This is a genomic window from Okibacterium sp. AC114 (assembly GCF_979253355.1).
In genome coordinates, this window is record NZ_CEEDBR010000001.1 from 2,571,690 (window position 1) to 2,593,868 (window position 22,179).

The 22,179-nt window shown below is 67.5% G+C and carries 25 protein-coding genes and 3 tRNA genes; 4 read left to right on the forward strand and 24 right to left on the reverse strand.

All coding sequences use genetic code 11. The features are described 5' to 3' along the window. Positions 1 to 144 precede the first annotated feature (144 nt). The 22 genes from ACZ6IE_RS11895 to tilS all read right to left on the reverse strand — a co-directional run bounded on the left by ACZ6IE_RS11895 (position 145) and on the right by tilS (position 19,658). Complete coding sequence (locus ACZ6IE_RS11895) at positions 145 to 2,673, reverse strand: ATP-dependent Clp protease ATP-binding subunit (protein WP_077055606.1); 2,529 nt, start codon at positions 2,671 to 2,673, stop codon at positions 145 to 147. Positions 2,674 to 2,814: 141 nt separating this feature from the next. After that, positions 2,815 to 3,372, reverse strand: coding sequence for a hypothetical protein (locus ACZ6IE_RS11900; RefSeq protein ID WP_464608115.1), 558 nt, complete (start codon positions 3,370 to 3,372; stop codon positions 2,815 to 2,817). Then, entirely contained in the window at positions 3,369 to 4,037 is a 669-nt protein-coding gene (locus ACZ6IE_RS11905; RefSeq protein WP_464608116.1) for a hypothetical protein, read from the reverse strand. The genes ACZ6IE_RS11900 and ACZ6IE_RS11905 overlap by 4 nt, the downstream gene beginning before the upstream one ends. Then, entirely contained in the window at positions 4,030 to 4,557 is a 528-nt protein-coding gene (locus ACZ6IE_RS11910) for a hypothetical protein (RefSeq protein WP_464608117.1), read from the reverse strand. Before ACZ6IE_RS11910 ends, ACZ6IE_RS11905 begins: the two co-directional genes overlap by 8 nt. Before the next feature lie 20 nt (positions 4,558 to 4,577). Continuing rightward, the gene (locus ACZ6IE_RS11915; RefSeq protein ID WP_464608118.1) at positions 4,578 to 5,837 is read right to left on the reverse strand and encodes a putative T7SS-secreted protein; all 1,260 of its coding nucleotides are present in this window, start codon (positions 5,835 to 5,837) and stop codon (positions 4,578 to 4,580) included. Then, entirely contained in the window at positions 5,837 to 6,124 is a 288-nt protein-coding gene (locus ACZ6IE_RS11920) for a hypothetical protein (RefSeq protein ID WP_464608119.1), read from the reverse strand. The genes ACZ6IE_RS11915 and ACZ6IE_RS11920 overlap by 1 nt, the downstream gene beginning before the upstream one ends. 99 nt (positions 6,125 to 6,223) lie before the next feature. Next, a complete protein-coding gene (gene cls / locus ACZ6IE_RS11925) occupies positions 6,224 to 7,687 on the reverse strand; it encodes a cardiolipin synthase (RefSeq protein ID WP_464608120.1) in 1,464 nt (487 codons plus the stop codon). Positions 7,688 to 7,766: 79 nt separating this feature from the next. Then, positions 7,767 to 7,943, reverse strand: a complete 177-nt coding sequence (locus ACZ6IE_RS11930; protein WP_179100271.1) for a hypothetical protein — start codon at positions 7,941 to 7,943, stop codon at positions 7,767 to 7,769. 95 nt (positions 7,944 to 8,038) lie between these two features. Then, positions 8,039 to 8,185: a hypothetical protein gene (locus tag ACZ6IE_RS11935; protein ID WP_179100270.1), complete on the reverse strand. Its 147-nt coding sequence runs from the start codon at positions 8,183 to 8,185 to the stop codon at positions 8,039 to 8,041. Between the two features lie 16 nt (positions 8,186 to 8,201). Beyond that, positions 8,202 to 9,791: a lysine--tRNA ligase gene (lysS, locus tag ACZ6IE_RS11940; protein WP_464608121.1), complete on the reverse strand. Its 1,590-nt coding sequence runs from the start codon at positions 9,789 to 9,791 to the stop codon at positions 8,202 to 8,204. A gap of 33 nt (positions 9,792 to 9,824) precedes the next feature. Continuing rightward, a complete protein-coding gene (locus tag ACZ6IE_RS11945; protein ID WP_464608122.1) occupies positions 9,825 to 10,088 on the reverse strand; it encodes a hypothetical protein in 264 nt (87 codons plus the stop codon). A gap of 107 nt (positions 10,089 to 10,195) precedes the next feature. Further along, positions 10,196 to 10,915, reverse strand: a complete 720-nt coding sequence (locus ACZ6IE_RS11950; protein ID WP_077055030.1) for a Rossmann-like and DUF2520 domain-containing protein — start codon at positions 10,913 to 10,915, stop codon at positions 10,196 to 10,198. After that, entirely contained in the window at positions 10,912 to 12,498 is a 1,587-nt protein-coding gene (locus ACZ6IE_RS11955) for a PH domain-containing protein (protein WP_464608123.1), read from the reverse strand. Before ACZ6IE_RS11955 ends, ACZ6IE_RS11950 begins: the two co-directional genes overlap by 4 nt. Then, entirely contained in the window at positions 12,495 to 13,103 is a 609-nt protein-coding gene (locus ACZ6IE_RS11960; RefSeq protein WP_464608124.1) for a PH domain-containing protein, read from the reverse strand. Before ACZ6IE_RS11960 ends, ACZ6IE_RS11955 begins: the two co-directional genes overlap by 4 nt. Continuing rightward, positions 13,072 to 13,548 carry a DUF3180 domain-containing protein gene (locus tag ACZ6IE_RS11965; RefSeq protein WP_464608125.1) on the reverse strand — a complete coding sequence of 159 codons (477 nt, stop codon included), beginning with the start codon at positions 13,546 to 13,548 and terminating at the stop codon, positions 13,072 to 13,074. The genes ACZ6IE_RS11960 and ACZ6IE_RS11965 overlap by 32 nt, the downstream gene beginning before the upstream one ends. Then, positions 13,545 to 14,090, reverse strand: a complete 546-nt coding sequence (gene folK, locus ACZ6IE_RS11970) for a 2-amino-4-hydroxy-6-hydroxymethyldihydropteridine diphosphokinase (RefSeq protein ID WP_464608126.1) — start codon at positions 14,088 to 14,090, stop codon at positions 13,545 to 13,547. Before folK ends, ACZ6IE_RS11965 begins: the two co-directional genes overlap by 4 nt. Beyond that, positions 14,087 to 14,494: a dihydroneopterin aldolase gene (gene folB, locus ACZ6IE_RS11975; RefSeq protein WP_464608127.1), complete on the reverse strand. Its 408-nt coding sequence runs from the start codon at positions 14,492 to 14,494 to the stop codon at positions 14,087 to 14,089. Before folB ends, folK begins: the two co-directional genes overlap by 4 nt. Next, positions 14,487 to 15,302: a dihydropteroate synthase gene (gene folP / locus ACZ6IE_RS11980; protein WP_464608634.1), complete on the reverse strand. Its 816-nt coding sequence runs from the start codon at positions 15,300 to 15,302 to the stop codon at positions 14,487 to 14,489. The genes folB and folP overlap by 8 nt, the downstream gene beginning before the upstream one ends. After that, positions 15,302 to 15,898 carry a GTP cyclohydrolase I FolE gene (gene folE, locus ACZ6IE_RS11985; protein ID WP_464608128.1) on the reverse strand — a complete coding sequence of 199 codons (597 nt, stop codon included), beginning with the start codon at positions 15,896 to 15,898 and terminating at the stop codon, positions 15,302 to 15,304. The genes folP and folE overlap by 1 nt, the downstream gene beginning before the upstream one ends. A gap of 5 nt (positions 15,899 to 15,903) precedes the next feature. Then, complete coding sequence (ftsH, locus tag ACZ6IE_RS11990) at positions 15,904 to 17,907, reverse strand: ATP-dependent zinc metalloprotease FtsH (protein ID WP_464608129.1); 2,004 nt, start codon at positions 17,905 to 17,907, stop codon at positions 15,904 to 15,906. A 133-nt stretch (positions 17,908 to 18,040) separates the two neighbouring features. After that, the gene (gene hpt, locus ACZ6IE_RS11995) at positions 18,041 to 18,592 is read right to left on the reverse strand and encodes a hypoxanthine phosphoribosyltransferase (RefSeq protein WP_077055022.1); all 552 of its coding nucleotides are present in this window, start codon (positions 18,590 to 18,592) and stop codon (positions 18,041 to 18,043) included. Between the two features lie 34 nt (positions 18,593 to 18,626). After that, positions 18,627 to 19,658, reverse strand: a complete 1,032-nt coding sequence (gene tilS / locus ACZ6IE_RS12000) for a tRNA lysidine(34) synthetase TilS (protein WP_464608130.1) — start codon at positions 19,656 to 19,658, stop codon at positions 18,627 to 18,629. Positions 19,659 to 19,699: 41 nt separating this feature from the next. Here tilS and ppa point away from each other — a divergent pair, with 41 nt between their 5' ends. From ppa to ACZ6IE_RS12020, 4 genes are all read left to right on the forward strand, one after another. Continuing rightward, positions 19,700 to 20,194: an inorganic diphosphatase gene (gene ppa / locus ACZ6IE_RS12005; protein ID WP_077055020.1), complete on the forward strand. Its 495-nt coding sequence runs from the start codon at positions 19,700 to 19,702 to the stop codon at positions 20,192 to 20,194. 178 nt (positions 20,195 to 20,372) lie between these two features. Further along, positions 20,373 to 20,445 (forward strand) — tRNA-Glu (locus ACZ6IE_RS12010). A gap of 147 nt (positions 20,446 to 20,592) precedes the next feature. After that, a tRNA-Asp gene (locus ACZ6IE_RS12015) sits at positions 20,593 to 20,669 on the forward strand. Between the two features lie 54 nt (positions 20,670 to 20,723). Beyond that, positions 20,724 to 20,799: transfer RNA gene (locus ACZ6IE_RS12020), tRNA-Phe, on the forward strand. A gap of 110 nt (positions 20,800 to 20,909) precedes the next feature. Here the strand turns inward: ACZ6IE_RS12020 and ACZ6IE_RS12025 are convergent. Next, positions 20,910 to 21,476, reverse strand: a complete 567-nt coding sequence (locus tag ACZ6IE_RS12025) for a TFIIB-type zinc ribbon-containing protein (RefSeq protein ID WP_464608131.1) — start codon at positions 21,474 to 21,476, stop codon at positions 20,910 to 20,912. A 111-nt stretch (positions 21,477 to 21,587) separates the two neighbouring features. After that, positions 21,588 to 22,151: a MarR family winged helix-turn-helix transcriptional regulator gene (locus tag ACZ6IE_RS12030; RefSeq protein WP_464608132.1), complete on the reverse strand. Its 564-nt coding sequence runs from the start codon at positions 22,149 to 22,151 to the stop codon at positions 21,588 to 21,590. Positions 22,152 to 22,179 lie beyond the last annotated feature (28 nt).

A 22,179-nucleotide genomic window follows, 5' to 3' on the forward strand; every position in this document is an offset into this window, starting at 1 on the left:
GCCCCCTCCCGTCGGCCCGGAACCGTGCGTTCTGAACAGACCGGCCGGATCCCCCTTAAACGCCGAATGCGGCGACACGAACCCTGAGGTTCGGTCGCCGCATTCGGCGTTACGGGCGGTCAGCACGGATGCCGACCGTGCCGACTATTCGCTGGTGATCGCGAGGTCGGGGGTGGATGCCCCCGTGCCGAGCGCCGCACCCGCGTTGACGTTCGTCGACGCGTAGCCTTCGCGCTGGCTCGTCGTGAACACGAACTTGCCATCGATGAAGTCGACGTGGACGTGGTCGCCGGCACCGAGCTCGCCGTGCAGGATCTTCTCGGACAGCGAGTCCTCGACCTCGTGCTGGATGGCGCGACGCAGCGGTCGGGCACCGAGCGACGGGTCGAAGCCGACCTCGATCAGGCGCTCCTTGGCGGGCAACGTGAGTTCGACGGTCATGTCGCGGTCGAGCATGCGCTCGCCCAGACGCTTGATGAACAGATCGACGATCTGCAGCAACTCGGGCTTCGAGAGCTGCGGGAACACGATCGTGTCATCGACACGGTTGAGGAACTCGGGCTTGAAGTGCTTCTTCAGCTCTTCGTTGACCTTGCCGCGCATGATGTCGTACCCGGTGGAGGAATCGCCCTCGACCTGGAAGCCGACCGGCCCACCGGCGATGCCCTTCGAACCGAGGTTCGTGGTCATGATGATGACGGTGTTCTTGAAGTCGACGACGCGACCCTGACCATCGGTCAGGCGGCCCTCTTCGAGAATCTGCAACAGCGAGTTGAAGATGTCGGGGTGGGCCTTCTCGATTTCGTCGAACAGCACGACGCTGAACGGCTTGCGGCGCACCTTCTCGGTGAGCTGGCCGCCCTCTTCGAAGCCGACGAACCCGGGAGGGGCACCGAACAGACGCGAAACGGTGTGCTTCTCGCCGTATTCGGACATGTCGAGCGAGATCATCGCGCCCTCGTCGTCGAACAGGAACTCGGCGAGCGCCTTGGCGAGCTCGGTCTTTCCGACACCCGTGGGGCCGGCGAAGATGAACGAACCGCTCGGACGCTTCGGGTCTTTCAGGCCGGCACGCGTGCGTCGGATGGTCTTGGAGAGCGCCGAGATGGCCTCCTCCTGACCGATGACGCGCTGGTGCAGGGCCTTCTCCATGAAGACGAGTCGCGAGGACTCTTCCTCGGTGAGCTTGAACACGGGGATGCCGGTGGCCTGGGCCAGGACCTCGGCGATCAGACCTTCGTCGACCGTCGCGGTGGTCTTGACTTCACCCGAACGCCACTGCTTCTCGAGGCGCAGCCGCTCGCCGAGGAGGTTCTTCTCCTCGTCGCGCAGTGATGCGGCCTTCTCGAAGTCCTGGTCTTCGATGGCGGCTTCCTTGGCCTCGCGCACCTTGGCGATCTTCTCGTCGAATTCGCGCAGCTCAGGCGGGCTCGACAGGATCGACAGACGCAGGCGGGCGCCGGCCTCGTCGATCAGGTCGATGGCCTTGTCGGGCAGGAACCGGTCGCTGATGTAGCGGTCGGCCAGGTTGGCGGCGGCCACGATGGCACCGTCGGTGATGGACACCTTGTGGTGGGCCTCGTAGCGGTCGCGCAGACCCTTCAAGATGTTGATCGAGTGCGGGAGCGACGGCTCGGCGACCTGGATCGACTGGAACCGACGCTCGAGCGCGGCATCTTTCTCGAAGTGCTTGCGGTACTCGTCGAGCGTGGTCGCGCCGATGGTCTGCAGCTCACCTCGGGCCAGGAGCGGCTTGAGGATGGAGGCCGCGTCGATCGCACCCTCGGCGGCACCCGCACCCACGAGGGTGTGGATCTCGTCGATGAAGACGATGATGTCGCCGCGCGTGCGGATCTCCTTGGTGACCTTCTTCAGGCGCTCCTCGAAGTCGCCGCGGTAACGGCTGCCCGCGATGAGCGAGCCGAGGTCGAGCGAGTAGAGCTGCTTGTCTTTCAGCGTCTCGGGAACATCGCCCTTGACGATCGCCTGGGCGAGGCCTTCGACGACGGCCGTCTTACCTACTCCGGGTTCACCGATGAGGACGGGGTTGTTCTTCGAGCGGCGCGACAGGATCTGCATGACGCGCTCGATCTCCTTCTCGCGCCCGATAACGGGGTCGAGCTTGGAGTCGCGTGCGGCCTGCGTCAGGTTGCGCCCGAACTGGTCGAGGATCTGCGAGCCACCCTGAGCCTGCTGCTCGGCGGGGGCACCGCCGACGGCAGCGGTCTCTTTGCCCTGGTAACCCGAGAGCAACTGGATGACCTGCTGGCGCACGCGGTTGAGGTCGGCGCCGAGCTTCACCAGAACCTGGGCGGCAACGCCTTCACCCTCGCGGATGAGGCCGAGCAGGATGTGCTCGGTGCCGATGTAGTTGTGGCCGAGCTGCAGCGCTTCGCGCAGGGACAGCTCGAGGACCTTCTTCGCCCGCGGCGTGAAGGGGATGTGGCCGGTGGGCTGCTGCTGCCCCTGGCCGATGATGTCTTGCACCTGCTCGCGCACGGCGTCGAGCGAGATGTTCAGCGACTCGAGCGCCTTCGCCGCAACGCCCTCACCCTCGTGGATGAGGCCGAGCAGGATGTGCTCTGTGCCAATGTAATTGTGGTTGAGCATCTTGGCCTCTTCTTGGGCCAAAACGACAACGCGCCGAGCTCTGTCGGTGAATCTCTCGAACATGTTCACTCCTTGGGAAGGCCAGACAGGGAGGTGGCTTCCGATACAAAGAGAGTAACCGCGGAATCTGCCAAAAAGTCCGCTGTTCGCCGTGGGCGTGACCCCCGGCATCCGGGCGGTAATCCTGCCGGGGTCGCGGATGCCTCAGCGGAACGTGACGGTGCGTGCAAGGTCGTCGAGCAGCTGGCGCATGCGCTCGAAGACGACCAGATCGTAGCTGGCCGTGTAGAGGCGAGCGACCTCCGACCCCACCGCGAAAAGGTAGTCCGTGCGCGCCACCACGGCACTCGTGCCATCGTCGAGGTCCAGGTAGCGGGTGACACGCACGCCCTCGACCCCGTCGACGTTGTGGATCGACTCGACAATCGGATTCTCGATGGAGGTCGGGTCGTTAGCGCCCGCGAGAGCGGCCAGGTCGCGCACATCGAACTCGGAACGGGCTTCGAGCACCAGATCGGCCAGGTAGGCGTCTCCCCCCGCGAACGCGAGGAAGCTCCGCGATGCACCACGTTCTGCGCGCGTCGACGCGACAATGCGGGCCGTCTCGGCATGGGCGGCCGCGTCGGCCGATGAAAGGCGCCCCTGCGCCACGAGTTCGGCGATGAGAGCGTCGGCCCAAGCGGCCACGGTCGGCCACCGATCGAACGGCCACTCCGAGGGAATGCCGATCCAGGCGTCGGGATGAGTGACGAAAACGCTCACGATCTGGGTTCTGCCTTTCTGGCCGAGTTGCCGTGATTGACTCCGATGTCGCGGGCATAGCGCCGGAACCGCAGGGTGGAGGCGATGGCGTCGAACAGTTCCTCGACGGCCGCCGATACCCGCTTGCCGTCGGGCATGTCGAATCGAGCGATGCTGGCCGTCACGCTCAACCAGCGGCTGGTGCCGGGCACGGCGGCCAGGTAGGAGATGCGACGGGTAGGCGGCACGTCGATGCCATCGGGCCCCGTGCGCGGTTTCTCGTCGCTCACGCGTCGCACCGCGAGCACCCCGCCGATCTCGGTCGCGCGCGACTCGCCCCGGGCCGCGAACCGGAGGAGGACTTCCTCAGGTGTGCCACTATCGGCGGGAGGAACGGGCTCGGAGACCACGATCCCGAGCGGCACGGGCGCCCCGGCGACCAGGTCGAGCGGGACATACAGGTCGACGCCACCGGCACCTCTCGCCTGAGCGACCGCCGAATCGAGCGCGGCCCGAACGATGGAGCGCGCCCGCGTCGCTTGATGAGGGGGCAGCTCGCGACCGACGGACCGGACGATGTCTCCTACGGCACTCCCGGCGGGGTCGCTCCCCGATGTGGTGATGTCGAGAGGGATGCGACGCCACCCCTCGGGCACCGCGAGCCAGTAAGGCAGTCGGTCAACCATTCTTCGCTCCCCTGCCTGCAGCACGGGCGCTACGCCCGGAGTTACCCGGGAGGGTCTTCCACGCGCGGGCGAGACCGATGCCGCCCACGACGACACTGAGGAGGACGGGGAGCGCCCACAGGCCGAAGCCCGTGCCCGCCGAGTAGTACAGACCCGAAAGCAGGGTGAGCGCACCGCCGAGCAGCAGGGTCAGAGCGCCGATCGACCCGGGTGACGCCCACAGCACCAGTCGTTTGGTGAACGTATCTCGGTATTGCCGCCACGGATTCCACACCGCGGCGAGCGCGCATGCCATCACCACGGGGAACAACAGAAAGAGCCACCATGGAGCCGGGAGCGGAAGTGCGCCGGCGACCTGTTCGATGCGCCCCGCATTGTCGGGAAGGGACGAACGACCAGGTGCTCCCGACATGAGAGCCAAAACGAGATTGACCACGAGGAGCACGGGGCCGTAGAGCAGATAGGCGAGGGTGTTGAGCGCGACCACGACGGCGGTGCGGCGCCCCGGAGTGTGACTCACCCTCGCCCTCTCGGTCGCCGTCACCAATTGAGGTCTCGCACGGTCGACGTGTTCGCCTCATGCGTCGTCGAGGGGGTCAAGGCCGAAATAGCCGGCGGAATGACAGCCGGGAGGACGGCATTGCCCACGTAGCCGCTGCCCCACAGGAATCGGCTGTTGCTCGCGGCAACGGCGGCCGCCGAGGTGGCTCCACTTCTCAGCGTCATAGTCGCGATGATCGCCGTCTCGGCGAGCGCGCGCGCCTCGGACCCGATGACGGGCGCAAACCGCAGGTTCTCGACACCTTCGCGCGCGGCCGTCTCGACGAGCTCGACGGCTACAGAACGTGTCACGCCCGAGACGCCGCTTCCGGCGGCGGAGGCCATCTGCGAGGTCGCGGCGGCGCTGGCCGTGGCACCCCTCGTCGCCGCGAGCCCGCCCTTGATGAGTTTGCCCGCCCCGAAGGGGAGGACGGCGAGGGCGATCTCGGTGATCGCATCGACCCAGGACTTGTTGCCCGTGAGCGCCTGCATGGTGGCGTTCAGCGCGGTAGCGACGGCGACGATCACGACGATGGCGCCCACGATGAGGTTGAGCCCGGGAACGAACATGGCGACAACGGCCAGGATGCCCGCGACAACTCCGGCGATGGTCAAAACCGTATCGATCCACGGGTTCTCCTCGAAGAACTGGTCGACGTCCTCCCAGAAGCCGTCGTTGAGGTCGCTCGCCTGCTCGACGTCGTGGATGGCATTCTCGGCGGTCGTCGCGGCGGTATCACGCGCGTCGATCGCTTCCTGCAACAGGGAGATGGCTGCCTGCAATGACGCCGCGGCCCCGTCGGCTTCCGAACGTGCACCGTCGCGCAATCCCTCGATGCGCGTGCGGTCGGCGGGTTCGAGGGCCGGGTCGTCGAGCTGGCGTTCATAGGCCGTGGCCTCCGAACCCGAGGACTCGGTCGACGAGACAGCGGTCTGCGCCTGTGTCAGAGCCGTCACGCTGGTCTCTTGGGCCGAGGTGAGCTCGGGCGCGTAAATGAGGAGAGCGTCGCCCGTGCCTCGGTATCGCTGCTCGGCCCGATCGATGCGACCCGCGACCTGTTCGGCGACCTCGCGGAAGGCGTCCACTGCCTCACTCACGGTCGCCTTGTCATCGAGCAGCGTGCGAAGGTTTTGCGAGGTCTGCTTGATCGTCTCTGCCATCGCGACGTAGCCGTTGCCGGCACTGGTCACGACAGTCGGATCGCCGGGGACGGGATCTGCCCCGTAATTGAGTGCCGTCCAGTCAGTGGGGCGTGCCATCAGTTCTCCTCCGTGAGTGCCGCCGCGAGGTCGTTGTCCACGCTCTCGAAGCCGTCCCGTACGCTCGTGAGCTGCTCGCCGAGGGAGGTGAGCTGTTCACTCAGCTCGGACCGGCGGTGATCCCATCCTTCGGCGAAAGCAAGGACGCGTTCCCCCAAAGCCATGTGGCCCACCGCGACGGCGACGTCGTGGCTCTCACCGTTGGCTCCGTCGAACTCTGCACGGATGCGCGCCAGGCTCGCGACCATGTCGTCGAGCATCGCCCCGTCGATGACAACCTTATCCACGCCCCGCCCCTCTCGTTCGTCGTCCGTCCACGGTATCGAGGTCACAACGACGAAGCCATGGGGAGGGCTCCCCTGTGGATAACTCGGGCGCGTCGTCCGCTATTGCAGCGAGGAGGTGAGGCGGGCGATGTTGTCGAGGATGGTGGAGCGGAGCGGCTGCGTGAGCCACTCGTCGAGCGTGAGCTCGCGGCTGACGCTGCGGTAGTGCTCTTCGACCTGGCGCATCTCGTCGACGAAGTCCGCCCCGCGCACCATGAGCGAGACCTCCATGTTGAGGCCGAAGGAACGCATGTCCATGTTGCTCGAGCCGATGACGGCGATCTCGTCGTCGATCGTGAAGTGCTTGGCGTGCAGGATGTAGGGCGCCGGGTACATCCAGATGCGCACGCCCGCGCGCAACAGCTCTTCGTAGTAGGAGCGCTGCGCGTGGTAGACGAGCGCCTGGTCGCCGATCTCGGAGACGAACAGGTTGACCGGCACGCCGCGTTGCACGGCCGTCGTGACGGCGTAGAGCATGGCCTCGTCGGGCACGAAGTAGGGGCTCGTGATGTTGATCTGGTGCTGCGCGTTGTAGATGAGCGCGAGGAAGAGGCGCAGGTTGTTCTCGCCGTCGAAACCGGGACCGGAGGGCACCACCTGCAGTTCGAGGTCGCCGGCGTTGGTGGCGGCATCCAGGATGCCCGTCTCGGTGGTGAGGATCTGATCGGTTTCGGAGTACCAGTCGCTCAGGAACACGGCGTTGAGGGCCGCGACCGTCGGGCCCTCGATGCGCGTGACCAGCTCTTGCCATTGCAGGCCCCGCTTGATGTTGCTGGACTTGTTGTAGCTGCGGTCGATCACGTTCTGCGACCCCATGTAGCCGACGGCACCGTCGACGATGAGCAGCTTGCGGTGGTTGCGCAGGTCGGGGCGCTGGAACTTGCCCTTGAGCGGCTGCAGGGGCAGCATCAGGTGCCAGTCCGCGCCCATCTCGGTGAGGCGCCGCAGAGTCTTCTTGTAGTCGCGCGTGCGGAAGCTGGCGAAGTGGTCGAGCAGCACGCGCACCGTGACGCCGCGTTTGACGGCCGCCTCGAGCGCGTCGAACAGCGGGTAGGTGGTCTGGTCGCAGGTGAGGATGTAGAACTCGACGTGCACGAAACGCGTCGCGCGGCCCACTTCTTCGGTCATGGCGTCGAGAGATGCCTGATAGTCGGCGATGAGCGTGGCGTCGTTGCCGCCCTGCAGGGGCATGGAGCCGAGACGACGGTTCAGGGCGACGACGCTCGCGAACCACGGCGGCGATTCGTCGGTGAGGTTCGCCCGCACGAGATCGCGGGTGGTCTGCCGGATGTAGACGTTGATGTCATCCTGTTTGCGCCGCCGTTTGCGAGGCAGCTTCGGGTTTCCGATGAGCAAGAAGACGACGATGCCGACGAGCGGGATGAGGAAGATCGCGAGCAACCAGGCCATGCCGGCCGTCGGGCGGCGGTTGCGCGGCACGATGATGACCGCGAGAACGCGGACCGCCAGGTCGAGGATGAGCAGCGCGACGCCGAACCAGCCCGTGAAGCCGTATGTGGTCACCGGCTCTCCTCACGCTCGACTCGGCCCGTTTGCGGCCTTAGCCTAGCGTGCGCACAGTGCACGGATGATTGGGGCGGCGCTATTTGCCCGCGGGCGGGAGGCCCAGGCGCACGCGCTCTTCGGCCTCGATCTCGGCATATGCCTTGCGCTCGTTGCGGTCGGACCGGATGATGGCGCGCATCAGGAACCAGAACACACCGCCCACGAGGACCGTGGGGGTGAGTGACCAGATGGCTGCGACCCAGAAGTTATCCATGACTCCTCAAGGATACGCCCTCCGGCCGGGACACGCCGAGCGAGCGCCTAGGCGAGCGCCGCAGTCAGCACCGAGGCGAGTGCCCAGGCGAGCGCCTAGCTGCCGCCGGTCAGGCCGCCGTAGACACCCGTGACGATGAGGTAGAGGCCGATGCCGCCCACCACGATCCAGATCATGACGCGCGCGTTGGTGGGCTTCTTGGGGTCGCCCGGCTCGGTTTCGTTCTTCGGCAGATAGCTCATGCTGAGGCTCCTTCGCCTACTTGACCAGCGGGAACAGGATGGTTTCGCGGATGCCGAGGCCCGTGATCGCCATCATGAGGCGGTCGATGCCCATGCCCATGCCACCCGACGGCGGCATGCCGTGTTCGAGCGCACGCAGGAATTCTTCGTCGAGGCGCATGGCCTCTGCATCGCCCTTGGCGCCGAGCTTCGCCTGCTCGACGAAACGCTCGCGCTGGATGACGGGGTCGACGAGCTCGGAGTAGCCCGTGGCCAGCTCGAAGCCGCGGATGTAGAGGTCCCACTTCTCGACGACACCCGGAATCGAGCGGTGCTCGCGCACGAGGGGCGAGGTGTCGAGCGGGAAGTCCATGACGAACGTGGGGCGCTCGAGCGAACCCTTCACGAAGTGCTCCCACAGCTCCTCGACGTATTTGCCGTGCGTGGGCACGCCCACCTCGAGCTCGACCTCGTCGGCCAGGGCCTTGAGCTCGTCGAGCGGTGTCTGCGGCGTGATGGTGCGACCGGATGCCTTGGAGAGCGACTCGTACATCGACAGGCGATCCCATTCGCCACCCAGGTCGAATTCGGTGCCGTCGGCCCACGTGACCACGTGCGAACCCGAGACCGCGTGCGCCGCGTTCTGGATGAGCTCCTGCGTGAGGTCGGCGATCTGGTTGTAGTCACCGTAGGCCTGGTAGGCCTCGAGCATGGCGAACTCGGGGCTGTGCGTGGAGTCGGCACCCTCGTTGCGGAAGTTGCGGTTGATCTCGAACACACGGTCGATGCCGCCGACGACCGCCCGCTTGAGGAACAGCTCGGGCGCGATGCGCAGGAAGAGCTCGGTGTCGAAGGCGTTGGAGTGCGTGGAGAACGGGCGGGCCGCTGCGCCACCGTGGATGGTCTGCAGCATGGGCGTCTCGACTTCGAGGAAGTCGTGCGCGTCGAACGTGGCGCGCAGCGAGGCGACGGCCTTGGCGCGGGCGCGCACGGTCTGGCGGGCCTGGTCGCGCACGATGAGATCGAGGTAGCGGCTGCGCACGCGCGATTCTTCGCTCAACTCGTTGTGCAGGTTGGGCAGTGGCAGCAGGGCCTTCGATGCGATGGCCCAGTCGCTGACCATGATCGACAGCTCGCCGCGTCGGCTCGAGATGACCTCGCCCGTGACGAAGACGTGGTCGCCCAGGTCGACGAGTTCCTTCCAGGCGGCCAGCGATTCTTCGCCAACGTTGGCGAGAGAGACCATGGCCTGGATGCGGCTGCCGTCGCCCGATTGCAGCGACGCGAAGCACAGCTTGCCCGTGTTGCGCAGGTGCACGAGGCGCCCGGCGAGTCCGACCGTGACACCCGTCGTGGCGTCTGCCTCGAGGTGGCCGAACTCGGCGCGCACCGCAGGGATGGTGGTGGTGATGGGCAGCTGCACGGGATAAGCGCCACCCGCGGCATCCGCTCGCTCGCGAATGAGGCGCTCACGCTTCTGCAGGCGCACGGCCTTCTGCTCGCTGACCTCTTCGGCCGTGAAGCCGTTGTCGGTGGCGGCGGCGGTTCCGGTCGCAGTCGAGGGGTCGGATGCGGCGGCGTCGGCCTGGGCGGGGGTGCGGGGGGCGTCGTGGCGGTCGTCACTCATTGCGGAAGCGTCTCCTTGTGGGGTCACCACAGTTTAGTTGACGTAGAAGTCGCGGGAGCCGTCGACCCGTTCCCCGCCGACGGTGAGCTGGATGACGGCGCGCACCACGCCGCGGTAGCCGTCGTCGAGAGGTGAGTTCGTCTCGGGGTTGACGAGGGCCAAGCGCGTGAGCGTGACATGGGACTCGCCCATGATGGCCGATTGCGCGGCGGCGAGGACGGCGTCGAGACCCCGGTCGGCGGCCGATTCGGCGGCGTCGAGGGCGGTGCGGAGGGGCGGGGTTTCGGAGTGGGGCACAGGCCGATCGTAGTCGAGGCGGGTCGCGCCCCGGACCGCGCCTCGGCGCAGGGGCCCCGGCCGCACGACCTCGCCGGGCGCGGCTTCGACTCCGAGCGGGTGCTGCGTCAGCGCAGCTCGTCGAGACCCGGCAGGGCGCCCGGCGGCGTGGCGCGCCGCAGGGCGTTGTCGACGGTCGAACGCACGAGGGAGGAGAGGAAGCCGCCCGGGTTGTCGACACCGATCCCGGCCAGGATGCCCGTGGCCTGCGTGACGATCGACCGCGAGAACTCCGAGGCGATCGAGACGGCCTCGGCATAGGCCGCGCGGTCCTTCTCGTCGACGACGACCGGTTCGCCGCCCATCTCGACGACGAGGGCCTGCGCGATCGGCAGAACAGGAGCGGGAGCGGTGACGGCGAACGAGGTCTCGGTGAGTCGCGAGACATCCATGCTCGAGCCCGTGAATTCCATGGCCGGGTGAATGGCGAGTGGGATGACGCCGGCCGCCAGCGCGGGTTGCAGCACCCCGATGCCGTAGAGCGGCGCCGTGTGCATGACGAGCTGCCCTGGCTGCCAGGTTCCGGATGCGGCGAGGCCGGCGACCAGCTGTGGCAACTCGCTCTGCGGCACGGCCAGGATCACCAGTTCGCTGCGCTCGACGATGACGGGGATGTCGAGCACCGGCACGCCCGGCAGCATGGCCTCGGCGCGGTCACGGCTCTCGTCGGAGATGGCGCTGACACCCACGATGGCGTGGCCGGCACCCGCGAGGGCGACGCCCAGAACGGGACCGACCCGGCCGGCGCCGATGATGCCGACGCCGAGACGCCCGGCGCGTGCGCTCATCGCTGCTCGCCGTTCTCGCTCCAGCGGTGGCTGCGGTCGGCCGCGGCAGCCCGGACCACCGCCTCCGAGACGGTCTCGAGCAAGAGCACGGCGTTGGCCGTCGACATCGTGGGAACGGTCGCCGTGACGGGGCCCATGACGGTGTGGGCCTGCGCCGACGACAACCGGAAGAGCCTCTCGAGCGGCCCCTGCGTCACCTGGATGGACTGCAGGCGCGCGAGTGGCAGCACATCGAGTTTGCGCCACACCACGCCGCGGCGAAACAGCAGCACTCCCCCGCGCAACGCGAAACCGGTGCGCTTCCAGGCGAAGGGGTCGAGCCAGCGGGCGCGGCGAGGCGCGATAGTGAAACCGTGGGAGGCGGGGTCGGTGATGGCCGCGCGCAGGTCGGTGAGCAGGCCATCCGTCTGCGCGTCGTCGACGATGAGGCCGAGAACGCGGGTCACGTCGTCGAGTTTTCCTACGGGCAGGATGGTGGTGTTACCCCGGGCCGCGTTGGCGTCGGTGAGCGAGACGCCGGCCTTGTTGATGCGCACCTGCCACCAGCCGAACGGCCGCCACAGAATGGACTGCGTCACCTCGATGGCGTGCACGCGGCCGGGCGGGATGGTGTCGTTGCTCGTCGAGAGCAGGCCGAAGCCCACGCGCACACCCGACGGGGTTCCCGCGATCGAGTAGCGCAGCGATTTGGTGATGGTCGACCAGATGTAGCCGGCGACGCCCAGGACGGCGGGGATGGTCCAGAAGAGGGTGAAGATCTGGTCGTTGGCGATCTGGATGGCCGCGGCGACGATGACGGCCAGACCGATGAGGGTGGGCCATCCGATTATCGTGGAGGCCACCAGGCGGCCGACGGGAATGCGCACGACCGACTCGGGCGGCGCCTGATCGGGGTCGAGCTCGGGCGACAAGAAGTCGTTGACGCGCTCGGTGACGACGCGGCTGATGGCGGGGTCGTCGCTGCGCACCAGGCCCGCCGGGCCCACGCTCACGACCGGAGCGCTGCCCCGCTCGGCGAGTTTGGCACCCGAGGCGAGGGTCAGGACATCCCGCCGCAGTCCATCGGCATCGCGCGCGTAGAGGTATTCGAGTTTGACGTTGGCGTCTTGGCCCGCAACGCTGACCTCCATCTTGGCGGCGCCCAGCAGGCGGGCCAGGAACGGCTTGTTGATGTTGACACCCTGCACGCGGTCGAGCTTGGCCTTGCGGTTGGTGCGGAACACGATGCCCGAACGCACCTCGACGGCCTCATTGGTGATGCGGAACGTGTGCATACGCCAGGAGAGGAAGAAGGTGCCGATGATGACCAGGAGGAGCACCAGGAGGGCGAGGAGCGCCCAGCCGACGAGGCCTTGCTCCCAGACGAACGAGACGGGGTCGCCGTATTCGCGGTACTCCTCGTCGCCGAACTGCGGCAGGAAGAGTTCGACGAGGCGCTCGCGCAGATTGGCGATGACGAAACCGGCAACGGCGATGAAGAAGATTCCTCCGCGCAGGAGGGGTGTTGCGGGGTGCAGGCGGTGCCATTCGCCGTCGGCCAGGATGTGCGAGGAGGACGGGCGCTCGGGGGCCTCGTTTGTCACAGGCCGGTCCGTCGGGTCTCGGCGACCGCGACGAGGTGGTCGCGCAGGCGGTCGGCTTCGTCGGCGGGCAGGCCCGGCAACACGACACCCGTGGTGGCGGATGCCGTGACGAACTTCAGTTCGGACAGCCCGAACGCACGCGCCACGGGCCCGCGGTTGACGTCGATGAGCTGCATGCGGCCGTAGGGCACGGCCACGAAACGCTGCCACATGATGCCGCGGCGGAACAGCAGATCGTCGTCGCGCAGCAGATAACCGATGGAGCGCACGCGGCGGGGCGTGAAGATCATGTAGATGAGGGTGATCAGAGCGATCGGGCCCGCGACCCACCACTGCCAGACGGCCTCGCTGATCACGGCGATGAAGATCGCGGCAGCCGCCAGCACGGCCAGCGTGATGACGGACCCGATCAGCTCGACGACGATGTAGCGCTTCGAGACGCGCTGCCAGCCCGCGTGCGGCAGGTCGAGGCGGCCGAGGTCGTCGGGCGTGTGGGCGGCGAGGTCCGCACGGGCGGTCTCGTCGACGGCGCCGCCGGCCGGTTGCGGCGCGAACTCGCCGCTCGAGGCGGGCTCAGTGTGAGGGTGCGGCTCCGGCAGTGTCATCGTCGTCATCATCCTTCGGAAGCGTGCAGAGGTGCTCGGCGACGAGGGCGGCCGCCAGCAGAATCGCGGATGCTGCGAGTGCGGCAATCGTCAACCAGGTCGAGCCTACCGCGGGCATCACCGGCCGGGTGAGGAGGAAGCCGAGCGCCCCGAGCGTCACGCCGATGAGCAGGCCGCCGACCAGGCTGCACGCCTTGGCGAGGACGACGACACGCATGGCCCGGAACGGGTCGATCATGCGTTGCGCCTTGCCCGTGACGGCGCGGCGAATCGGGATGGCGAAACCGACCACGATGGCGGCGACCGCGACGAGCGTGGCCGAGAACGTGACGGGCGGGATGACGAGCGGGCGTCCCCCGGCGGCGGAGGCGTATTCGATGAGGTAGCCGATGGCCAGGCCGACGATGGCGAGGCCGATGATGGGCGTGGCGCGCGTTCGGGTCATGTGCGGTCCTTTCGCAGGGCGGCGAGCAGGGCATCGACGCGCCCGAGACCGGGGAGCGCGGCATCCGGGTCGACGTCGAGCCAGGGCGCGAGCACGAAATCACGTTGGGAGGCGCGGGGGTGCGGAATGGTGAGGTCGGGTTCGTCGACCGTCAGGGTTCCGAAGGCGACGATGTCGAGGTCGAGCGTGCGGTCACCCCACCGCTCGGCGCGCACGCGGCCGTGTTCGCGTTCGACGCGGTTCAGTTCGGTGAGCAGGGCTCGGGGGCTGAGGGTGGTCGAGAGCAGGGCGACGCCGTTGAGGTAGCCGGGCGCGTCGGGGTCTTCGCCGTCGGGTTTGACCGCGACCGATTCTTGCAGCGGCGATACGCGCGTGACCGTGATGCCGCCGGTGGCGTCGAGGTCGGCGAGGGCGTGGTGGATGGTCTCCTCGCGGTCGCCCAGGTTGGCGCCGAAGGCCACGACGGCGCTCGTCACCCCGAGCGAGAGTTGCGAGGGCCGGCGCACGGGCGGGTGAACGGGGGGTTTGGCGATGGGCGTCATGCGTCGGCATCCGCTCGATCGTCACGCGTCGACCGCGCCTTCTGCGCGCGCTCGATGCTCACCGCGACATCTGCGAAGGGAACCGAGATGGGAGCGTCGGGTTTATGCACCGTGACGCGTGTGCGCTCGGCGGCCGGGTAGCCCAGCACGAGCGTCGCCACACGTTCGGCGACCGTCTCGATGAGGTCGACGGGGTCGGCGGCCACGGCACGCGCGATGCTCTCGGCCAGCTCGCCATAGTGGATGGTGGTCGACACGTCGTCGCTCGCGGCGGCCCGCGCCAGGTCGAGCCACACCGTCACGTCGATGACGAAGTCTTGCCCGTTCTCGCGCTCGAAGTCGTACACGCCGTGGTGCGCGCGCACCCGCAGGCCGGTCAGCTGGATGGTGTCGAGGCTAGCCACGTCGACCACTCTGCCATGCGCGCCAGGTGTCGAGGGCGAGCCGGGTGGCGGATGCATCGTGCACGCGCACCCCCCACGCCCCCGCCTGCGCGGCCAACACGCTCGTGACAGCCGTCGGCAGGTCCCGTTCGGTCATGGGCGCGTCGTCGGGCAGCAGCGCGCCGAGGAACCGTTTGCGGCTCGTGCCCACGAGAACGGGGTAGCCGAGTTCGAGCAGCTCGTCGAGGCGGGCCAGCAACTGCCAGTTGTGTGAGCCGTTTTTCGAGAACCCGAGCCCCGGGTCGAGCACGATGCGGTCGCCCGAGATGCCGGCGGCCCGCGCGTCGTCGACCCGCTTCGAGAGTTCGTCGCGCACCTCGGTGACGACGTCGTCGTAGTCGGCGAAGGCGTTCATGGTGGCCGAGTGCGTGCGCCAATGCCCGATGACGAAGATCGCCGGCGTGGATGCAATAGCGGCGGCCATGCCGGCGTCGGCGAGCCCGCCCGACACATCGTTGACGATGACCGCACCCTCGTGCACGGCCCGCGCCGCCGTCTCGGCGTTCATGGTGTCGACGCTCACGGCGATGTCGCGGCCGGCCAGGGCGCGGACGAGCGGCAGCACGCGGCGCTGTTCTTCGGCAGGTGTGACGCGGTCGGCTCCTGGACGGGTGGATTCGCCGCCCACGTCGATGATGTCGGCACCGTCGGCGGCGAGTTGCAGCGCATGCGCGAGGGCGGCGTCGGCGTCGACGAACTGGCCGCCGTCGCTGAACGAGTCGGGCGTGACGTTGACGACGCCCATCACGTGCGGCGTCTCGGATGTCATCACGGTGTCGCCCCGGCATCCGGCGCTGGACGCGCACCGATCAGCGCGAAGATCTCGGCCCGTGCGGCGGGGTCGCTGAGCGTTCCACGGCTTGCGACCGTAACGGTCGAGCTGTCTCGCTGCTGCTGCCCGCGCGCGACCACGCACCCGTGAACGGCGTCGAGCACCACCAGCACTCCGCGCGCCTGGAGCCCGCGTTCGAGCGTGTCGGCGATCTCTTCGGTCAGGCGCTCCTGCATCTGCGGGCGCGACGCGATGGCGTCGACCACGCGCGGCAGGCTGCCGAGCCCCACTACGTTGTCGCCGGGAACATAGGCGACATGCGCCGTGCCGAGGAAGGGCAGCAGGTGGTGCTCGCAGATCGACCGGAACGCGATGTCGCGCACCAGCACGACCTCACCGGCGCGGTCGCCGACGGGCACCGTATTGGCGAGAAACGCCTCGGCGTCGACGTGCAGTCCACCGAAGAACTCGGCGTACGCCTCGCCCACGCGGCGAGGGGTCTCGGCCAAACCTTCGCGCGAGACATCCTCACCGATAGCGGCGAGGAGCTCGCGCACGGCCGCCTCGATCCGGGGCCTGTCGACGCCCGTCATGCGGTTTACGCCGTCGCGGGACGCGGGTTGGGATTCGTCCGCAGGTCGGGACGCTCTTCCGACTCCACGCCGCCGTCGGTCACACCGGGGTCGACGGGGATCTTGGTCTTCGCAGCCACCACGATGGGCGGGCGGTCTGACACGGGACGCTTGTCGCTCGACAGCCACTGCGGGCGCTCGGGCAGCTTCTTGACGTCGGTGAAGATCTCGGCCAGCTGGGTGTGGTCGAGCGTCTCCTTCTCCATCAGCTCGGCGGCGAGGCGGTCGAGGATGTCGCGGTTCTCGGTGATGACCTGCCACGCCTCGTCGTGCGCCTGCTCGATGAGGCGGCGCGTCTCCTGGTCGACGCGCTCGGCGATCGACTCGGAGTAGTCGCGCTGGTGGCCCATGTCGCGGCCGAGGAACATCTCGCCCGAGGACTGGCCGAGCTTCACGGCGCCCACATCGGTCGTCATGCCGTATTCGGTGACCATCTTGCGAGCAATGCCCGTGGCCTTCTCGATGTCGTTCGACGCACCCGTGGTGGGGTCGTGGAACACGAGCTCTTCGGCCACGCGACCGCCCATGGCGTAGGTCAGCTGGTCGAGCAGTTCGTTGCGCGTGACCGAGTACTTGTCCTCGAGCGGCAGCACCATCGTGTAACCGAGGGCGCGGCCGCGCGGCAGGATGGTGACCTTGGTCACCGGGTCGGTGTTGCGCATCGAGGCGGCGGCCAGCGCGTGGCCACCCTCGTGATAGGCCGTGATGAGCTTCTCGCGGTCGTTCATGATGCGCGTGCGGCGCTGCGGGCCGGCGATGACGCGGTCGATGGCCTCGTCGAGCGCGCGGTTGTCGATGAGCTGCGCGTTGGAGCGGGCCGTGAGAAGCGCGGCCTCGTTCAGAACGTTGGCCAGGTCGGCACCCGTGAAGCCGGGCGTCTTGCGCGCGACGACCTCGAGGTCGACGTTCTTCGACAGCGGCTTGCCGCGGCCGTGGACCTCGAGGATCTGGCGGCGACCCTGCAGGTCAGGTGCGTCGACGCCGATCTGGCGGTCGAAGCGGCCGGGGCGCAGCAAAGCGGGGTCGAGGATGTCGGGGCGGTTCGTCGCCGCGATGAGGATGACGTTGGCCTTGGGGTCGAAGCCGTCCATTTCGACGAGCAGCTGGTTGAGCGTCTGCTCGCGCTCGTCGTGCCCGCCGCCCATGCCGGCACCACGGTGACGGCCGACGGCGTCGATCTCGTCGATGAAGATGATGGCGGGGGCGTTCTGCTTCGCCTGCTCGAACAGGTCGCGCACGCGGCTCGCGCCGACACCGACGAACATCTCGACGAAGTCGGAACCCGAGATCGAGTAGAACGGCACGCCAGCCTCGCCGGCGACGGCGCGGGCGAGCAGAGTCTTACCCGTTCCGGGAGGGCCATAGAGCAGCACACCCTTGGGGATGCGGGCGCCGACGGCCTGGAACTTGGCCGGGTCTTTCAGGAAGTCTTTGATCTCTTCGAGCTCTTCGATGGCTTCGTCGCTGCCGGCCACATCTTGGAAGGTGACCTTGGGGGCTTCCTTCGACACGAGCTTGGCCTTGGACTTGCCGAACTGCATGACCTTGTTGCCGCCGCCCTGCATGCTCGACAGCATGATCCAGAAGAAGACACCGATGAGCAGCAGCGGGATGAGCAGGCTCAGCAGGCTGCCCCACCAGCTGGGCTGGGGCACCTTGTCGTTGAAGCCCTCGGCGGGCGCGGCGGAGTCGACGGCATCGACGACATCGGCGGCGCGCGCGTTGAGGTAGTAGAACTGCACCATCGTGCCGTTGTCGCCATCGGCCGATGCAAGCGTGAGGTCGGCTCGGTTGTCACCCTCGGTGAGGATGACCTCTTTGACCTTGTCGTCCTTCAAGAGCTGCAGACCGTGCTCGGTGGACACCTCTTTGAACCCGTTGATGTTGAGCAGGCTCGAACCGACGAAGAACACGACGACGGCGAGCAGGATGTAGGGAAGCGGTCCCTTGAAGATGCGCTTGAAATTCATGTTGCTCCGGGCCGCAGCCCGTCACCTTTCTGCAGGTGGGTCGAAGAGGGCCACAATCGCCCGTGTCGCACCAGGGTATCTCTAAGAGTCTGAGCGCCCACTCTGTGTTCCCCGTGGGCGTAAAGCGCCCGGATCAGGCGTAGACGTGCGGCGCCAGCACGGCCACATCGCGCAAGTTGCGGTAACGCTCCGCGTAGTCGAGGCCATAGCCCACGACGAATTCGTTCGGGATGTCGAAACCGACGTAGCGGCAGTCGATCTCGACCTTGGCGGCATCCGGTTTGCGAAGAAGTGCACACACCTCGATGGAGGCGGCACCGCGCGAAGCGAAGTTCTCGAGCAGCCACGACAACGTGAGGCCGGAGTCGATGATGTCCTCGACGATGAGCACGTGGCGGCCCTCGAGCGGGGTGTCGAGGTCCTTGCGAATCTGCACGACACCCGACGACTTGGTGCTGTTGCCGTAGGACGAAACGGCCATCCAGTCGATCTCGACGTGGTTGCGCAGTTCGCGGCTCAAGTCGGCCATCACCATGACGGCACCCTTCAGCACACCCACGAGGAGCAGGTCTTCCCCCTCGTAGTCGGCCTCGATGCGCCGCGCCAGCTCGCGCAGCTTGTCGTGGATCTGCTCCTCGGTCACCAAAACTTGGGCGAGGTCGCCCTGAACGTCCGTCGATTCCATGATTCGAGTGTACGGATGTCTCGGGCGTCCTGGGTTACGGGTGGTCAGGGTCCGAGGTGCGCGCCGTGAAGACGAGGAGTGCGCCCTCGCGTGTGACGCTGATGCCCGGCACGTCGATGGGGCCCTGGCCGCGCCAGTCGGTGACGAGGCGGGCGATCTCAAGAGTGTGGGCGCGGTTCAGATATTGGCCGAATTCGCCCGCGGCGACCACGCGGATGATGCGGTTGCGCAGTGCCGCGGGATTCACGGCCAGGGTGCGTACGTCGACGGCGATGCCCGCCTCGGCCGGCTCGCAGATCTCCTCGATGATCTCGTCGACCATGCGGTCGAGCGCCTCGCTGTCCTCGCGCAGGATGTCGGCGGTGCGCACGAGCGCCTCGGCCACGCCCGGCCCGAGCTCGCGCTCCAGGACGGGTAGCACGGCCTTGCGCACGCGTACACGGCTGAAACGGTGTTCGTCGTTGTGGGGGTCGGTCCACGCGTCGAGGCCCAGGGCGTCGCACGAGGCGTGCGTGGTCTCGCGGTGCACCCCGAGGAGCGGTCGCAGGTAGCTGTCGGTGAGCTCGGACATCCCCCGCAGGCTCGCCGGCCCGGCACCCCGGGCGAGACCCAACAGCACGGTCTCGGCCTGGTCGTCGAGCGTGTGGCCGATCAGGATGTGGGACGCCCCCGTCTCGGCGAACACTTCAGCGAAAGCGTCATAGCGCGCCCGACGGGCCGCCTCTTCGGGCCCAGAACCCCACGACACGACGACCTTCTTGACGACGACGGGGGCGAGACCGAGCGACGCCGCCTGCTCGGCGGCACGAGCCGCGACATCCTCCGACCCGAACTGCAGGGCGTGATCGACGATGACGGCGCCCGCGCGGATGCCGAGCTTGGGCGCCTCGAACGCGACCGCCGCCGCGAGGGCCAGAGAATCGGGGCCACCGCTGAGGGCGACGAGGACGAGAGGGCTGCCCTCTTCGGCGACGTGGGCGGCCAGCGAACGCCGCACGGCCGCGCGCACCTCGGCCGTTGCCGGATCGAGAGGACGGCGATGTTCAGGGCGCGCGGAGGGAGGCATCCAGTAACGTTATTCCAGACTTCACGAGCAAGGAGAAACTCATGGCAGGTTACGACGTCGTCGTAGAAATTCCCAAGGGCAGCCGCAACAAGTACGAGGTCGACCACGAGACCGGTCGCGTCTACCTCGACCGCGTGCTGTTCACGTCGTTCGTCTACCCGACCGACTACGGCTACTTCGAGAACACGCTGGGCCTCGACGGCGACCCCGTCGACGCGCTCGTGCTGCTCGAATACCCCGTGTTCCCGGGCGTGGGCGTCAAGGTTCGCCCCGTCGGCGTTCTCAACATGAGCGACGAGGCCGGCTCCGACGCCAAGGTCGTCGTGGTTCCCGTGAAAGACCCGCGCTGGAGCCACATCCAGGACATCGACGACGTTCCGCAGCAGACGCGCAACGAGATCGAGCACTTCTTCACGCGTTACAAAGACCTCGAGCCCGGCAAGTGGGTCAAGATCGAGGGCTGGGGCAACGCGGCCGAGGCCGAGCAGATCGTGCAAGACGGTTTCACCAAGCTGAAAGAAGAGGGCGGCCACTAGTCGCTGGCTTTCTTCTCGGATGCCCTCGCTCGCGTTTGCGGCGGGGGCATCCGTGTTTTCACGCACCCGTTCAGAAGCAGCCGCGCTCGCGCTCCCCGCACCCGCGGGATACGTTTTGCCAAAGTGCCGCCGAATCCGTATGCTTGGTCCCCGGTAGTTCAGTGCCCTCGGGCACACCGGCCCCATCGTTTAGTGGCCTAGGACACCGCCCTTTCACGGCGGCAGCACGGGTTCGAATCCCGTTGGGGTCACGGTACTACTACACTGAAGAACAGCAACACCCGCACAAAACAGCTCGAAACCCCCGTGTAAAAAACGGAGGGAAACATACGGCATAATGGTCAGGTGCGAAAAGCACGAAAACACAGCAACACAGCAACACAGCAACACAATATCGAGGCCCTGTAGCGCAGTTGGTTAGCGTGCCGCCCTGTCACGGCGGAGGTCGCGGGTTCAAGTCCCGTCAGGGTCGCCAGGTCGAATGCCTCTCCTTCTGGAGGGGCATTTCACCATGGAGGCGACAGCCTTCGGCTCTGTAGCTCAGTTGGTAGAGCGTTCGACTGAAAATCGAGAGGTCACGGGATCGACGCCCGTCGGAGCCACCACAGCGAAAACGCCAGAATGTGAAATCCCCCGAACGCCTCGCGGCGCCGGGGGATTTCTCGTTAACGAAGCCTCGCGAGCCAGGAACGACGTCTCGCGAGGCAGGCGCCGATCAATCGAAGAGCTCGCTGAGCCAGTTGTCTTTGCGCTTGCGGCCGTGGCCGTTGCGGTTGTCGTTGTTGTAGCGGCGGTCGTCGTCGTAGCGGCGGTCGCTGTCACGGCTGCCGTAGCCGTTATTGTCGCGGTTGCCCGTGATGCCGCCGAGCAGGCCACCCAGTCCCCCGCGGCCGAAGTCGTCGCTGTCGTCGCGGCGGCGGTGATCGTCACGGTCGCGCGGCGGACGGTTGTCGCGGCCGTCGGTGTAGCCGCGACCGCCCTCGTCCCAGCGGTCGGAGCCTCGGCCCGGGAACGGACGGTCGGCGTCGCGCGGAAGGCCCGTGTAGGGGTTGGGGGCATCGGTGTGGCCGCCGGGCAGGCCACTTGCCGGCGCCTGCTGCACCGAGGCCGCCTCGGCCGACGCGGCAGCCGCAGCGCCGCCGAACTCGCGGCTGGCGCGGTCGAGGATCTTGTCGAGCTCGCCACGGTCGAGCCACACACCACGGCAGGTGGGGCAGTAGTCGATCTCGACTCCTGAGCGTTCGCTCATGACGAGGGGTACATTGTCGACCGGGCAGTTCATTGCGGATTCCTCACTGAAGTGGCGCGGGATGCGCGGGGTGACGCGGTTGTGCGTTCACCGAATCTAATCAGGAGGGACTCAGAAACCGCTGGGAGGCGGACTGCCGCAACCTCAGTCGTCGACGTCGCCCCAGCGGCGGGTCTCGCTCGCCGCGATGAGGTGCAGGAGCGCCTCGCGCAGAACGTCGTGCTGCGGCAACTCCGGGAAGATCGTCGCCTCGAGATCGTGTGCGCGGCGGAACGCGTCCGCACCCTCTGGCGTGATCACGACGACGTGGCGACGGCGGTCCGATGCATCGGCGCTGCGTTCCACGTAGCCGTCGCGCTCGAGCCTGTCGAGGGTGCGCGACATGGTCTGCGTCTGCACGCGCGCGCGGCGGGCCAATTCGATCTGGCTGGCGGGGCCGGTCGAGAGGAAGTGCAGCACGATGAGGCCCGCGTGCGTGAGTCCGTGGCTTTCGAGCGCCTCGGCCCAGGCGTGTTCCACGAGGCGCGAGGCCGTGGACAGGAGACGGCCGGTGGGCCAGGCATCCATCGGGCCGCCCTCGGGGTTCACGCCGGCTGGCGGTGTGCGGGAGGGCGAGGGCGAAGGCGATGACGGTGACGACGCCGCGTCGTGCGGCGCAGAACCCGCGGCAACGCCCTGTTGAGGGGTGTTGCGCGGCTCGGATGTCATGAGACTAATGTACTCCTGGTAATAAACA